The following is a 14903-nucleotide window of genomic DNA, read 5'->3' as shown; positions in this document are numbered from 1 at the left end:
GTCGGAGTGGAGGCGGGCTGGGTGGTGCGGGTCCGGTTCTGCTTCTGCGCGGACGGGGTCGCACCCGGCCGGGTGCCGCCCCACTGTCGTACTCGCTCTGAGAGAAGGCACGCCGTGAAGGAACGCGGTGAAGGCGCTCGCTCGGGGACGGCGCTCAGTCCTCCGGGCCGTCCGTGTCCTCGCCGCCCTCCGACGCGCCCGGCGCCTCCGGCTTCGGGGGCTTGGGCGGCCGGGTCCGGCCGCTCGGTGTGTCGCGCCGGAAGGGCCCGCTGTCCGAGCCGTCCGCCGTGGCGTGTCCGCCGGGCGGGCCGACGTCCCGCCGCCGCAGATAGCGCTCGAACTCCCGGGCGATCGCCTCGCCGGACGCCTCCGGCAGCTCGGCGGTGTCCCGCGCCTGCTCCAGCGTCTGCACGTACTCCGAGACCTCGCTGTCCTCGGCCGCCAGCTGGTCCACGCCCACCTGCCACGCCCGCGCGTCCTCGGGCAGCTCGCCCTGCGGAATGCGCAGGTCCAGCAGATCCTCCAGACGGTTGAGCAGCGCGAGAGTGGCCTTCGGGTTCGGCGGCTGCGACACGTAGTGCGGCACGGCCGCCCACAGCGACACCGCCGGAACCCCGGCGTGCGTGCAGGCCTCCTGGAGGACGCCGACGATGCCCGTCGGACCCTCGTACTTCGTCTCCTCCAGGTCCATCCGGCGCGCCAGGTCCGCGTCCGAGGTCACCCCGCTGACCGGGACCGGCCGGGTGTGCGGGGTGTCGCCGAGCAGCGCGCCCAGGATCACCACCAGCTCCACGCCCAGCTCGTGGGCGAAGCCGAGCAGTTCGTTGCAGAACGAGCGCCAGCGCATCGACGGCTCGATGCCGCGCACCAGCACCAGGTCACGGGGCTTGTCACCGCCGACCCGGACCACCGAGAGCCGCGTGGTCGGCCAGGTGATCTTGCGTACGCCGCCCTCCATGAAGACCGTGGGCCGGTTGACCTGGAAGTCGTAGTAGTCCTCCGCGTCCAGCGCGGCGAACACCTCGCCCTTCCACTCGCGTTCCAGATGGCCGACCGCCGTGGAGGCGGCGTCACCGGCATCGTTCCAGCCCTCGAACGCGGCCACCATGACTGGGTCGATCAGCTCGGGAACACCCTCCAGCTCGATCACCCAGTGCCTCCTTCCGACGTGCTCTCGCCTGACCACCCAACCTTACGGCGTCCGGCCGGAGCGCCCGCAGCCCCCTGGACGGGGGGTTGAACGGATCACTGCCCCGATCCCCGGCCCGGAACACCCCGCACGCGCGGTGATCCGGACCGGGGGAGCCGGCGGACTACCGCTGGTCGAGCAGGCCCTGCACCCCGGCGCGTATCTCGTCGGTGGCCAGACCCCGGATCGTCAGCGTGGTGCGGCGGCGCAGCACATCGTCCGGCGTCTCCGCCCACTCGTGGTCACGGGCCCACACCACCTGCGCCCAGATCTCCGGGGCGTCGGGGTGGACGCGCTCGGCCAGCTCCGGCTGCTCGTTGGCCAGGCGCGCGATGTCGAAGGCGAGCGAGCCGTAGTGCGTGGCCAGATGCCGGGCGGTGTCGGCGCCCATGCGCGGGCCCGGCGCCGGACGGTCCACCAGGAGCCGGTGGGCGACCGCGCGCGGGTTGGCCACGCCGGGCAGCGGCAGCCGCTTGGGCAGCGTGGACACCGGCTCGAAGTCGTCGCCCAGCGGGTGGCCCGGCAGCTCCTCCAGCTTCTTCATGACCGTACGGCCGATGTGCCGGAAGGTCGTCCACTTGCCGCCCGCGACGGACAGCATCCCGCCCCGGCCCTCGGTGACCACCGTCTCCCGCTTGGCCTTGGCGGTGTCGCCGGGCCCGCCGGGCAGCACCCGCAGGCCGGCGAAGGCGTACGTCATCAGCTCGCGCCGGAGCTGGTTGTCCCGGACGGAGAACGCCGCCTCGTCCAGGATCTGGGCGATGTCCTTCTCGGTGACGGACACCTCGCCCGGGTCGCCCTCGTACTCCTCGTCGGTCGTGCCGAGCAGCAGCATGTCCTCCCAGGGGAGGGCGAAGGTGATGCGGTACTTGTCGATGGGCGTCGCCAGCGCCGCCTTCCAGGGCGCGGTGCGCTTGAGCACCAGGTGCGCGCCCTTGGACAGCCGGATCGACGGCGCCGCGTTCGGGTCCTCCAGACGGCGCACGTGGTCGACCCAGGGCCCGGTGGCGTTCAGCACCAGCCGGGCGTTCACGCCGAACTCCTCGCCCGACATCCGGTCCCGCAGCTCGGCTCCGGTGACCCGGCCGCGGGTGAAGCGCAGCCCGGTGACCTCGGCGTGGTTGAGGACCACCGCGCCCGCGTCGACGGCCGCGCGGACCGTCATCAGCGCCATGCGCGCGTCGTTCATCTGGTCGTCGCCGTAGACGGCCACGGCCTTCAGGTTCTCGGTGCGCAGTTCGGGCACGTCCCGCGCGGCCCGGGACGGCGAGAGCAGATGCCCCACGCCGTCCCCGAACGCGGAGAGCGCCGAGTACGCGAACACGCCCGCGCCGAGCTTCGCCGCGCCGTGCGGCCCGCCCTTGTACACCGGGAGGTAGAAGGTGAGCGGGTTCGCCAGGTGAGGGGCCACCTGGCGGGAGACCGCACGGCGTTCGAAGTGGTTCTCCGCCACCAGCTTCACGGCGCCGGTCTGCAGGTACCGCAGGCCGCCGTGGAGCAGCTTGGAGGAGGCGGAGGAGGTGGCACCGGCGAAGTCACCGGCGTCGACCAGCGCCACCCTGAGCCCGGACTGCGCGGCGTGCCAGGCGGTGGAGATGCCGAGGATGCCGCCGCCGATCACCAGGAGGTCGTAGGACGCCCTGGCGAGCTGGTCCCTGGTCTCGGCCCGGCTCGGGTTGGACCCGGAGGCGGGGCGCGTGCCCAGGGTGGGTACGGGCGGCAGGGTGGTGGGACTGGTCATGTCGGGTACTTCACTCCTCGTCAGAGCCGGATGGGCGGTCCTTCAGGCCCGCTCAGCTCTCGTCCTCGAGCCAGCCCATGGTCCGGTCGACGGCCTTGAGCCAGCTCTTGTACTCACGGTCGCGGGTCTCCGCGTCCATGCGGGGGGTCCACTCGGCGGCCCGGCGCCAGTTGGCGCGCAGCTCGTCCGTGCTGGACCAGAAGCCGACGGCGAGACCGGCGGCGTAGGCGGCACCGAGACACGTGGTCTCGGCGACCATGGGGCGCACCACGGGGGCGTCGAGCACGTCCGAGAGCGTCTGCATCAGCAGGTTGTTCGCGGTCATGCCGCCGTCCACCTTCAGCGTGGTCAGCTCCACGCCGGAGTCCTTGGTCATGGCGTCCGCGATCTCCCGCGTCTGCCAGGCCGTGGCCTCCAGGACGGCGCGCGCGAGGTGCGCCTTGGTGACGTACCGGGTCAGACCCGCGATCACACCGCGCGCGTCGGAGCGCCAGTGCGGGGCGAACAGGCCGGAGAAGGCCGGTACGAAGTAGGCGCCGCCGTTGTCCTCGACCGAGAGCGCGAGCGTCTCGATCTCGGCGGCGGTGGAGATGAGGCCCATCTGGTCGCGCATCCACTGCACCAGCGAGCCGGTGACGGCGATGGAGCCCTCCAGGGCGTACACCGTCGGCTTGTCACCGATCTTGTAGCCGACCGTGGTCAGCAGACCGGCGTAGGAGTTGATGATCTTCTCGCCGGTGTTCATCACCATGAAGGTGCCGGTGCCGTAGGTGGACTTGGTCTCGCCCTCGGAGAAGCAGGTCTGGCCGAACAGGGCCGCCTGCTGGTCGCCGAGCGCGGAGGCCACCGGGATGCCGCCGAGCAGGTCGCCGAGGCTGCCGCCGGTGATCTCGCCGTAGACCTCGGCGGAGGAGCGGATCTCGGGCAGCATCTCCATCGGCACGCCGATGGACTCGGCGATCTTCGGGTCCCACTGCATCGTGTGCAGGTTCATCAGCATGGTGCGCGAGGCGTTGGTGACGTCGGTGACGTGCTTGCCGCCGTCCACGCCGCCGGTCAGGTTCCAGATGACCCAGCTGTCCATGGTGCCGAAGAGGATGTCGCCGGCCTCGGCGCGCTCGCGCAGGCCCTCGACGTTGTCCAGCAGCCAGCGGGCCTTGGGTCCGGCGAAGTACGAGGCCAGCGGCAGGCCGGTCTCGCGGCGGAAGCGGTCCTGACCGACGTTGCGGGCCAGCTCCCGGCAGAGGCCGTCGGTGCGGGTGTCCTGCCAGACGATGGCGTTGTGGACGGGCTCACCGGTGTTCTTGTCCCACAGCACGGTGGTCTCGCGCTGGTTGGTGATGCCGATGGCCTTGATGTCGTCGCGGGTGATGCCGGCCTTCTCGACGGCGCCCGCGACGACTTCCTGGACGTTGGTCCAGATCTCGTTCGCGTCGTGTTCGACCCAGCCCGGCTTGGGGAAGATCTGCTCGTGCTCCTTCTGGTCGACGGAGACGATGCGGCCGTCCCGGTCGAAGACGATGCAGCGCGAGGAGGTCGTTCCCTGGTCGATCGCCGCGATGAACGGGCCTGCGGTGTGGGCGTCGGTCACTGTGTGCTCCTGGGAAATCCGAGGTGAGGGTGCGGTGCGTGCGGTGGGTACGGCGCGTACTCGAATGATCGGCTCTTTTGCGGCAAGTCGTTACTCATCAAGCAAAAGCGACGTTGTAGATGCCTGCAGCGATCGCGCCGCCGATCAGTGGACCGACGACCGGAATCCACGCGTAGCTCCAGTCGGAGCCGCCCTTGTTGGGCAGCGGCAGCAGGGCGTGCACGATGCGCGGGCCCAGGTCGCGGGCCGGGTTGATCGCGTACCCCGTCGGGCCGCCGAGCGAGAGGCCGATACCGACGACCACCAGCGCGGTGATCAGGGCGCCCAGGACGCCCAGACCGTTGCCCTTGTCGTTCAGGCCCTGGGTGAGCACCGCCAGGACCAGCACCAGCGTGCCGATGATCTCCGTGAGGAGGTTCTGCACCGCGTTCCGGATCTCCGGGCCGGTGGAGAAGATGCCCAGGACCGGGCCCGCGGCGGCCTCCTCGGCCTCTACCGCCTTGACCGTGTCCTGCGCGCCCGGTCCGCCGACGATCTCCCGGTCGGTGAGGTGGGCGTGGAACTGGCCGTAGTAGGCCACCCAGACCAGCGTGGCGCCGATCATCGCGCCGAGGAGCTGACCGCCCCAGTACTCGGGGAGAGTGCTGAAGTCGTGGTCCTTGATGGCGAGCGCCAGCGTCACGGCCGGGTTCAGATGCGCGCCGGAGAGCGGCGCGGAGGTGTAGACCGCCGTCAGAACGGCGAAACCCCACCCGAAGGCGATGGCGAGCCAGCCGGCGCCCCGCGCCTTGGAGGCCTTCAGCGTCACGGCGGCACACACACCGCCGCCGAGCAGGATGAGTATGGCGGTACCGATGGTCTCGCCGATGAAGATGTCGGAGCTGGACACCCGCGACTCCTTTGTCCTTCGTCCAGGGAAAGCCGAACCCCGCGTCCCTTCGGGGGTTCTCGTGCTCTCGGGGTGAGAGCGGTGTCGGTCCGGGGCGCTGTCACACCCTAACGCGCATTACCGGTAAGTGTTCGACAATGCCGACCGATGGACGGGAGTCTCGCTTTGGGGTCCTCCATGCGTCAAGGGTTCTGTAATCGAAAGCGCGATCGTTACTGATCGGCAGGAGCTATCAGCCCGACGGGGGCATGAGGGGCGCGAAGGGCGCGAGGGCGAGTGCGGGCACGAGTGCGGGCACGCGTGCGGCCGCCCCGGCGCGGCGGCCGGGGCGGGGGAGTGGGGGCGGGAATCGGCGGGACCCGCCTCAGAAGCGGGCCGCGCCCAGGTCCCGGGAGACCGCGCGGGCGCAGTCGCGCACCGCCGCGATCAGCTCCGGGCGGAGTTCGCCCTCGCGGCACAGGCGTTCCACGGCGCCGGTGATGCCGACCGCGCCCACCGGCATACGGCGGCGGTCGTGGATGGGGGCGGCGATGGACGCCATGCCCTCCCAGGTCTCCTCCACGTCGGCGGCGTACCCCCGCGCGCGGGTGAGGTCGAGGATGTGCTCGAAGTCCTCGGGGCCGCACACGGTACGGTCGGTGAACGCCTTGCGCGGGGCCTCGAGCGCCTCGCTGTGGGCCACCGGGTCGTACGCGGCGAGCACCTTGCCGAGCGCCGTCGAGTGCAGCGGCTGCATGGCGCCGATCTCCAGCACCTGCCGGCTGTCGTCCGGGCGGAAGACGTGGTGCACGATCAGCACGCCCTGCTGGTGCAGCACCCCCAGATGCACGCTCTCGCCGCTGGAGCGGGCCAGGTCGTCGGTCCACACCAGGGCCCGCGCCCGCAGTTCGTGCACGTCCAGATAGGTGGTGCCGAGGCGCAGCAGCTCCGCGCCGAGCTGGTAGCGCCCGGACGCCTCGTCCTGCTCGACGAAGCCCTCGTGCTGGAGGGTGCGCAGGATGCCGTGCGCCGTGCCCTTGGCGAGGCCCAGCGACGAGGCGATGTCCGACAGTCCGAGCCGTCGCTCGCCGCCCGCGAGCAGGCGCAGCATCGCGGCCGCCCGTTCGAGCGACTGGATGTTCCGTGCCATCGCCGTCCTACCTCCGTCCGCCGGCCGCCATCGAAAGACACCTCAGGCATCGTTCGACAATGCCGAACACTACCGGTCCATGCCGACCTCCCGCCAATGACCGCGCCGCACCGGCACGGCGCGCGGACCCGGCCGTGCCCCCGGAAGGGCCGGTTCCGTCGTCCGCGTCCGTGTGGTGGACGCCGGTGCCCATCCAAGCCCACCGCCGGTTAGTCTGACGCCGTGCCCCTCGCCCGGCTCGCCGGGGCAGGGCGCATAGCCGACAGCCGTCGCATCCCAGGGAGCCCCTTCATGGCCTCGTCGCCGACGTCCCCCCACGCCGACCTCCGGACCCGTGTGTCCGCGCTCCGAGAGGCACTCGCCACCCGCGTGGTGGTCGCCGACGGAGCGATGGGCACCATGCTCCAGGCCCAGGAGCCCACGCTCGACGACTTCCAGCAGCTCGAAGGCTGCAACGAGATCCTCAATCTCACCCGCCCCGACATCGTGCGTTCGGTCCACGACGCGTACTTCGCCGTCGGCGTCGACTGCGTCGAGACCAACACGTTCGGCGCCAACCACTCCGCCCTCGGCGAGTACGACATCCCCGAGCGCGTCCACGAGCTGTCCGAGTCCGGCGCCCGCGTCGCCCGCGAGGTCGCCGACGAGTACACCGCGCGGGACGGCCGCGCCCGCTGGGTCCTCGGCTCGATCGGCCCCGGCACCAAGCTGCCCACCCTCGGCCACGCCCCCTACACCACCCTGCGCGACGCCTACCAGCGCAACGCCGAGGGCCTGGTCACCGGCGGCGCCGACGCCCTGCTGATCGAGACCACCCAGGACCTGCTCCAGACCAAGGCCGCCGTCCTCGGCGCCCGCCGCGGCCTGGACGCCCTCGGCCTGGACCTGCCCGTCATCGTCTCGGTGACCGTCGAGACCACCGGCACCATGCTGCTCGGATCCGAGATCGGCGCCGCGCTCACCGCGCTCGAACCGCTCGGCATCGACATGATCGGCCTGAACTGCGCCACCGGCCCCGCCGAGATGAGCGAGCACCTGCGCCACCTCGCCCGCAACGCCCGCATCCCGCTGTCCTGTATGCCCAACGCCGGCCTGCCCGTCCTCGGCAAGGACGGCGCCCACTACCCGCTCACCGCGCCCGAGCTGGCCGACGCCCAGGAGACCTTCGTCCGCGAGTACGGCCTGTCGCTGGTCGGCGGCTGCTGCGGCACCACCCCCGAGCATCTGCGCCAGGTCGTGGAGCGCGTACGGGATCTGACGCCGGGGGAGCGCAGCCCGCGTCCGGAGCCGGGCGCCGCCTCGCTCTACCAGTCGGTGCCGTTCCGTCAGGACACCGCCTACCTGGCCATCGGCGAGCGCACCAACGCCAACGGCTCCAAGAAGTTCCGCGAGGCCATGCTGGAGGGCCGCTGGGACGACTGCGTGGAGATGGCGCGCGAGCAGATCCGCGAGGGCGCGCACATGCTCGACCTGTGCGTGGACTACGTCGGCCGCGACGGCGTCACCGACATGGCCGAGCTGGCCGGACGCTTCGCCACCGCCTCCACCCTGCCGATCGTCCTCGACTCCACCGAGGTGGAGGTCCTGCGCGCCGGTCTGGAGAAGCTCGGCGGCCGCGCGGTCATCAACTCCGTCAACTACGAGGACGGCGACGGCCCCGACTCCCGCTTCGCCAAGGTCACCCGGCTGGCCCGGGAGCACGGCGCGGCGCTGATCGCGCTCACCATCGACGAGGAGGGCCAGGCCCGCACCCCGGAGAAGAAGGTCGAGATCGCCGAACGGCTCATCGACGACCTCACCGGGAACTGGGGCATCCGCGAGGAGGACATCCTCGTGGACTGTCTGACCTTCACCATCTGCACCGGCCAGGAGGAGTCCCGGGGGGACGGCATCGCCACCATCGAGGCGATCCGCGAGCTGAAGCGACGTCACCCCGACGTGCAGACCACGCTCGGCCTGTCCAACATCTCCTTCGGCCTCAACCCGGCCGCCCGCATCCTGCTCAACTCCGTCTTCCTGGACGAGTGCGTCAAGGCGGGCCTGGACTCCGCCATCGTGCACGCCTCCAAGATCCTGCCCATCGCCCGCTTCAGCGAGGAAGAGGTGCGGACCGCCCTCGACCTCATCCACGACCGCCGCGCCGAGGGCTACGACCCCCTACAGAAGCTGATGGCGCTGTTCGAGGGCGCCACCGCCAAGTCCCTCAAGGCCGGCAAGGCCGAGGAACTGGCCGCCCTGCCGCTGGAGGAACGCCTCAAGCGCCGCATCATCGACGGCGAGCGCAACGGCCTGGAGGCCGACCTCGACGCGGCGCTGACGGAGCGTCCGGCCCTCGACATCGTCAACGACACCCTCCTGGACGGCATGAAGGTGGTCGGCGAGCTGTTCGGCTCCGGCCAGATGCAGCTGCCGTTCGTCCTCCAGTCCGCCGAGGTCATGAAGGCCGCGGTCGCCCATCTGGAACCCCACATGGAGAAGTCGGACGCCGAGGGCAAGGGCACCATCGTGCTCGCCACCGTCCGCGGCGACGTCCACGACATCGGCAAGAACCTCGTCGACATCATCCTGTCCAACAACGGCTACAACGTCGTCAACCTCGGCATCAAGCAGCCGGTCTCCGCGATCCTGGACGCCGCCGAGGAACACCGCGCCGACGTCATCGGCATGTCCGGTCTCCTGGTCAAGTCCACCGTGATCATGAAGGAGAACCTGGAGGAGCTGAACCAGCGCGGCCTGGCCGCCGACTACCCGGTCATCCTCGGCGGCGCCGCCCTCACCCGCGCCTACGTCGAACAGGACCTCCACGAGATCTACGAGGGCGAGGTCCGCTACGCCCGCGACGCCTTCGAGGGACTGCGCCTGATGGACGCCCTCATCGGCGTCAAGCGCGGCGTCCCCGGCGCCAAGCTGCCCGAACTCAAGCAGCGAAGGGTGCGCCCGGCCACCGTCGAGGTCGAGGAACGGCCCGAGGAGGGCCACGTCCGCTCCGACGTCGCCACCGACAACCCCGTCCCCGAGCCGCCCTTCTGGGGCACCCGAGTCGTCAAGGGCATCCAGCTCAAGGAGTACGCGTCCTGGCTCGACGAGGGCGCGCTGTTCAAGGGCCAGTGGGGCCTCAAGCAGGCCCGCGCCGGAGACGGCCCGACCTACGAGGAGCTCGTGGAGACCGAGGGCCGCCCCCGGCTGCGCGGCCTCCTCGACCGGCTCCAGACCGAGAACCTGCTCGAAGCGGCCGTCGTGTACGGCTACTTCCCCTGCGTCTCCAAGGACGACGACCTCATCATCCTGGACGTGCGCGGCAACGAGCGCACCCGTTTCACCTTCCCGCGCCAGCGCCGGGGCCGCCGCCTGTGCCTCGCCGACTTCTTCCGCCCGGAGGAGTCGGGGGAGACGGACGTCGTCGGCCTCCAGGTCGTCACCGTCGGCTCCCGCATCGGCGAGGAGACCGCCCGCCTCTTCGCGGCCGACGCCTACCGCGAGTACCTCGAACTCCACGGCCTGTCCGTGCAGCTGGCCGAGGCGCTGGCCGAGTACTGGCACGCCCGCGTGCGTTCGGAGCTGGGCTTCGCCGGGGAGGACCCGAACGAGATCGAGGACATGTTCGCCCTCAAGTACCGAGGCGCCCGCTTCTCCCTCGGCTACGGCGCCTGCCCCGACCTCGCGGACCGCGCCAAGATCGCCACGCTCCTGGAACCCGAGCGCATCGGCGTCCACCTGAGCGAGGAGTTCCAGCTCCACCCCGAGCAGTCCACGGACGCCATCGTGATCCACCACCCCGAGGCGAAGTACTTCAACGCACGCTGACGGACGGGGCGCGACGACCCCGCGGCGCGGCGGGCTCCGGGCGCGGAGAGGGCACGCCGGAACCCCCCCTGGCCTGCGGCGCAGGCTTATCCGGTGTACCCCGGCGCGCCCCGGATAAACGAGGCGATTCGCCGCGCGGAGTCGTACACTGGTCGGTCCATCGCAGGCCGGCTCCCTGTCCGGGGGCCGGCCTGGTCGTCCCTCAAGGAGGTGCGCCCGGATGACCAGTACGGTCCCCGCGCCCGGCCCCGCTCGGGCAACGCAGACCACCACGGCCGAGGATTTCGCCCTACAGGCGGTCCTGCTGGACATGGACGGCACCCTGGTGGACACGGAGGGCTTCTGGTGGGACGTGGAGGTCGAGGTCTTCGCCGCCCTCGGCCACGCCCTCGACGAGTCCTGGCGGCACGTCGTCGTCGGCGGTCCCATGACCCGCAGCGCCGGTTTCCTCATCGAGGCCACCGGAGCCGACATCACCCTCGAAGAGATCTCCGTCCTGCTCAACGACGGTTTCGAGCGGCGCATCGGCCGCGCCCTGCCACTGATGCCCGGCGCCGCCGACCTCCTCGCCGAACTCCACCGGCACCGGGTCCCGACCGCCCTGGTCTCCGCCTCCCACCGGCGCATCATCGACCGAGTCCTGACCGTCCTCGGCCCGCACCACTTCACCCTGTCCATCGGCGGCGACGAGGTCTCCCGCACCAAGCCGCACCCCGACCCCTACCTCCTCGCCGCCGCAGGACTCGGCGCCGACCCGGCCCGCTGCGCGGTCGTCGAGGACACCGCGACCGGCGTCGCCGCCGCCGAGGCCGCCGGCTGCCATGTCGTGGCCGTGCCCTCCATCGCCCCCATCGTCCCCGCCCACCGGCGCACCGTCGTCACGTCCCTGGAGGACGTCGACCTGGCCTTCCTGCGCGGGCTGCTGGCGGGCAGTCGGTAACGGGCACCCGGGACGACCCGGTCGTCACTCAGCGAATTCCGTTCACGGCCACCGGAGTTGAAATGTGAGGTTCACCACTCCGTAAGGTGTGGACAGCGTGAGGGCCGTGTGCCGACCACCCCGAAAGCGAGGTGGTCGGCCGGTCTTTGTGTCCCAGTTGATGATCCGTTGCACCAATCCTGCCGCTGTCGGTTTTTCGGTGCGTCCACACCCGGTTTCGCTGCGTGATGAGCCCTCAACTCGGGCACCCGTCGGCCCTTCGGCGGGCGCGGACTAATGTCGTCGCGACAACATCGCAGCAACTCCCGTGAACCGCCGCGCCACCCCTCGTCGCCGGGTCCACGGAACCGAACGCTCTGGAGAAAGTCCCGCATGAACCGCAAGACTCTGGTGCTGCCGGCAGTGGCCGGCCTGCTTACGCCGGTGCTCGCCGCGTGCGGTGGATCGGACAGCGGGAGCCAGGGCGGCAAGCCCATTGTCGTCGGTACCACGGACCAGTTCACGGCCACCTCGGACGCCCCCGCGCCGCTCGACCCCGCCTACGCCTACGACGTCGGCACCTGGAACGTCCTCCGCCAGACCGTCCAGACGCTCATGACCCAGCCCAAGGGCGAGGGCAACCCGGTCCCGGAGGCCGCCGAGAGCTGCGGTTTCACCGACTCCGGCAACGAGCGCTACGCCTGCAAGCTGCGTGACGGCCTGAAGTTCGCCAACGGCGACGCGGTCACCGCCGCGGACGTGAAGTTCTCGATCGACCGCGCCATCCACCTCAAGGCGGACAGTGGCGTCTCGGCCCTGCTCAACACCGTCGACACGGTGGAGACCCAGGGCGACCGCGAGGTCATCTTCCACCTGAAGACCGCCGACGCGACCTTCCCGTACAAGCTGTCCACCCCGGTCGCGGGCATCGTCGACCCGAAGATCTACTCGGCCGACAAGCTGCGCAACGGCTTCGAGGTGGACGGCTCCGGCCCGTACACCTTCAAGGCCGAGGTCAAGAACAACGCGGTCGTCAGCGCCACGTACACGAAGAACCCGAACTACAAGGGCAGCACCAAGGTCAACAACGACAAGGTCGAGATCCGGTCCTTCGCCGACGCGCAGGCCATGGGCTCCGCCCTCGACCGCGGCGACATCGACGTCATGACCCGCACCATGACGCCGTCGCAGATCCAGAAGCTGGACTCCGGCTCCGACGAGAACGCCGAGCTGGTCGACATGCCCGGCCTCGAGATCCGCTACCTGGCCTTCAACACCAACGCCACGACCGTCAAGGACAAGGCCGTCCGCCAGGCCATGGCCCAGGTCATCGACCGCGGCGAGCTGGTCTCCAAGGTCTACGGCACCCAGGCCGAGCCCCTGTACTCGCTCGTCCCGGCCACCCTCGCGGGCCACTCCAACTCGTTCTTCAACAAGTACGGCGACCCGAGCGTCCCGAAGGCCAAGGACCTGCTCGTCAAGGCCGGCATCACCACGCCGATCAAGCTGACGCTGCACTACACCACCGACCACTACGGCTCGGTGACCAAGCAGGAGTTCCAGATCCTGCAGAAGCAGCTCAACAACAGCGGCCTGTTCGACGTGAGCATCCAGGGCCACCCCTGGGCCACCTTCCGCCCCGCGGAGCAGAAGGGCCAGTACGACGTCTACGGCATGGGCTGGTTCCCCGACTTCCCCGACGCCGACAACTTCGTCGCGCCCTTCCTCGACAAGGACAACTTCCTCGGTTCGCCCTACTCGAACACCACCATCCAGCGCACCCTGATCCCGCAGAGCCGCCGCGAGGCGGACCGGCTGGACGCGGCCAAGACCCTGACGACGATTCAGGACGACGTCGCGGAGGACGTCCCCGTGCTGCCCCTGTGGCAGGGCAAGCAGTACGTTGCCGCGCGGGACGACATCACGGGCGTCTCCTACGCCCTGAACTCCTCCTCGACGCTGCAGCTCTGGGAGCTCGGCCGTGGCGTGAGCGGCTGACGGCTCCCTCCCCGGGGCCGGGACGGCGGCCCCGGGAGGACCCCGACGAGAAGGCACATGCTGTGAACATGCGCACCCACTGGCCAGTCCTGCCCATCGCGGCGGGGCTGGCCTGCGGCCTGTTGACCGGCTGCGGCACGAACGGCGACGGCTCCGGGACCGAAGGCCACCGCGTGGTGATGGGGATGTCCGACGACGTCCTCGCCACCGACCCGGCCTCCGGTTACGACCCCGGCTCGTGGCTGTTGTTCGACAACGTCTTCCAGTCGCTCCTCGGTTTCCCCAAGGGAGGCACCGAACCCCAGCCCGAACTCGCCAAGTCCTGTGGGTTCAGCGACACCCGGGCCACCGTCTTCACGTGCCAACTGAAGGACGGCCTGAAGTTCAGCAACGGCGACCCGCTCACCTCCGAGGACGTCAAGTTCTCCTTCGACCGGATGCTGAAGATCAACGATCCGGGCGGCCCCGCCGTCATGTTCCCCTCGCTCGGCAAGGTCGAGACCCCCGACGAACACACCGTCGTCTTCCGGCTCACCACCCCCGACGCCACCTTCCCCAGCAAGGTGGCCTCCGGCGCCGGATCCATCGTCGACCACCGCCAGTACCCGGCGGACCGGCTGCGCGGCGACCACAAGGCCGTCGGCTCCGGCCCCTACACCCTCGACTCCTTCGACAAGGGCCAGGCGGTCTTCTCCGTCAACTCCCACTACAAGGGCACCGCCGAGGTCAAGAACGCGGGCGTCACCCTCAAGTTCTTCCACGGCAACCAGACCGCTCTGAAGAAGGCCCTCCTCGGCGGCTCCGTCGACATCGCCTACCGCGGCCTGAGCGCCCGCGACATCGACGACATCGACAAGCAGGACGGCACCAAGGGCATCGACGTCGTCGAGGGCAGCAGCGCCGAGGTCCAGCACCTCGTCTTCAACATGAAGAACCCCGTCGCCGGAAAACTCGGCGTCCGCAAGGCGATGGCCTACCTCATCGACCGCGACGCCCTCATGCGCGACGTCTACAAGAACACCGCCACCCCGCTCTACTCGATCGTCCCGGCCGGCATCGTCGGCCACAACACCGCCTTCTTCGACACCTACGGCGAACGCCCCTCCCGGGCCAAGGCCGCCCAGGCCCTGCGCGCCGACGGCGTCACCGGCAAGGTCAAGCTCACCCTCTGGTCCACCCCGGTCCGCTACGGCCCCGCCACCGACGCCGAACTCAAGGCGCTGGCCGACCAGCTCAACGCCAGCGGCCTCTTCGACGCCGACGTCAAGTCCGTCGCCTTCGACCAGTACGAGAAGGACATAGCCGCCGGAAAGTTCGGCGTCTACGTCAAGGGCTGGGTGCCCGACTACCCCGACGCCGACAACTTCACCGCCCCCTTCTTCGGCAAGGGCAACGTCCTCGACAACCACTACGACAACAGCAGGATCACCCGCACCCTGCTCCCCGCCACCGCCGCCCAGAGCGACCGCACCGCCACCGACAACTCCTTCGCCGAACTTCAGGACATCGTCGCCCGGCAGATCCCCGTCCTGCCCGTCTGGCAGGGAAAGCAGTACGCCGTCGTCCGCGACGGGGTCTACGGCCTCGAGTACTGCCTCGACGCCTCGACCGTCTTCCGGTTCTGGGAACTCAGCAAGGGCTGA

Annotated in this window: 9 protein-coding genes; 4 read left to right on the top strand and 5 right to left on the bottom strand. The window is 70.3% G+C overall.

The features are described 5' to 3' along the window. Positions 1–154: 154 nt before the first annotated feature. From ACWEEU_RS20815 to ACWEEU_RS20795, 5 genes are all read right to left on the bottom strand, one after another. On the bottom strand, positions 155–1150 hold the full coding sequence (locus ACWEEU_RS20815; protein WP_385747888.1) for a PAC2 family protein: 996 nt from the start codon (positions 1148–1150) through the stop codon (positions 155–157). A 163-nt stretch (positions 1151–1313) separates the two neighbouring features. After that, a complete protein-coding gene (locus ACWEEU_RS20810) occupies positions 1314–2930 on the bottom strand; it encodes an FAD-dependent oxidoreductase (RefSeq protein WP_451734105.1) in 1617 nt (538 codons plus the stop codon). Between the two features lie 52 nt (positions 2931–2982). Then, positions 2983–4521: a glycerol kinase GlpK gene (glpK, locus tag ACWEEU_RS20805; protein WP_385747884.1), complete on the bottom strand. Its 1539-nt coding sequence runs from the start codon at positions 4519–4521 to the stop codon at positions 2983–2985. A gap of 97 nt (positions 4522–4618) precedes the next feature. Beyond that, on the bottom strand, positions 4619–5410 hold the full coding sequence (locus ACWEEU_RS20800; RefSeq protein ID WP_199585933.1) for an MIP/aquaporin family protein: 792 nt from the start codon (positions 5408–5410) through the stop codon (positions 4619–4621). A 364-nt stretch (positions 5411–5774) separates the two neighbouring features. After that, entirely contained in the window at positions 5775–6539 is a 765-nt protein-coding gene (locus ACWEEU_RS20795; protein WP_385747882.1) for an IclR family transcriptional regulator, read from the bottom strand. 291 nt (positions 6540–6830) lie between these two features. Between ACWEEU_RS20795 and metH the strand changes: the two genes are divergently transcribed. The 4 genes from metH (at position 6831) to ACWEEU_RS20775 (ending at position 14903) form a co-directional block, all read left to right on the top strand. Next, positions 6831–10343 carry a methionine synthase gene (gene metH, locus ACWEEU_RS20790; RefSeq protein ID WP_451734103.1) on the top strand — a complete coding sequence of 1171 codons (3513 nt, stop codon included), beginning with the start codon at positions 6831–6833 and terminating at the stop codon, positions 10341–10343. Positions 10344–10563: 220 nt separating this feature from the next. After that, complete coding sequence (locus tag ACWEEU_RS20785; RefSeq protein WP_199585927.1) at positions 10564–11283, top strand: HAD family hydrolase; 720 nt, start codon at positions 10564–10566, stop codon at positions 11281–11283. Positions 11284–11655: 372 nt separating this feature from the next. Continuing rightward, positions 11656–13260, top strand: coding sequence for an ABC transporter substrate-binding protein (locus tag ACWEEU_RS20780; RefSeq protein WP_385747879.1), 1605 nt, complete (start codon positions 11656–11658; stop codon positions 13258–13260). A 62-nt stretch (positions 13261–13322) separates the two neighbouring features. Next, on the top strand, positions 13323–14903 hold the full coding sequence (locus ACWEEU_RS20775; protein WP_451734100.1) for an ABC transporter substrate-binding protein: 1581 nt from the start codon (positions 13323–13325) through the stop codon (positions 14901–14903).

The sequence above is a fragment of the Streptomyces sp. NPDC005004 genome (genome assembly GCF_053600675.1).
The sequence above is the reverse complement of the archived record's forward strand: the minus strand, read 5'-3'. Positions and strand labels throughout refer to the sequence as shown.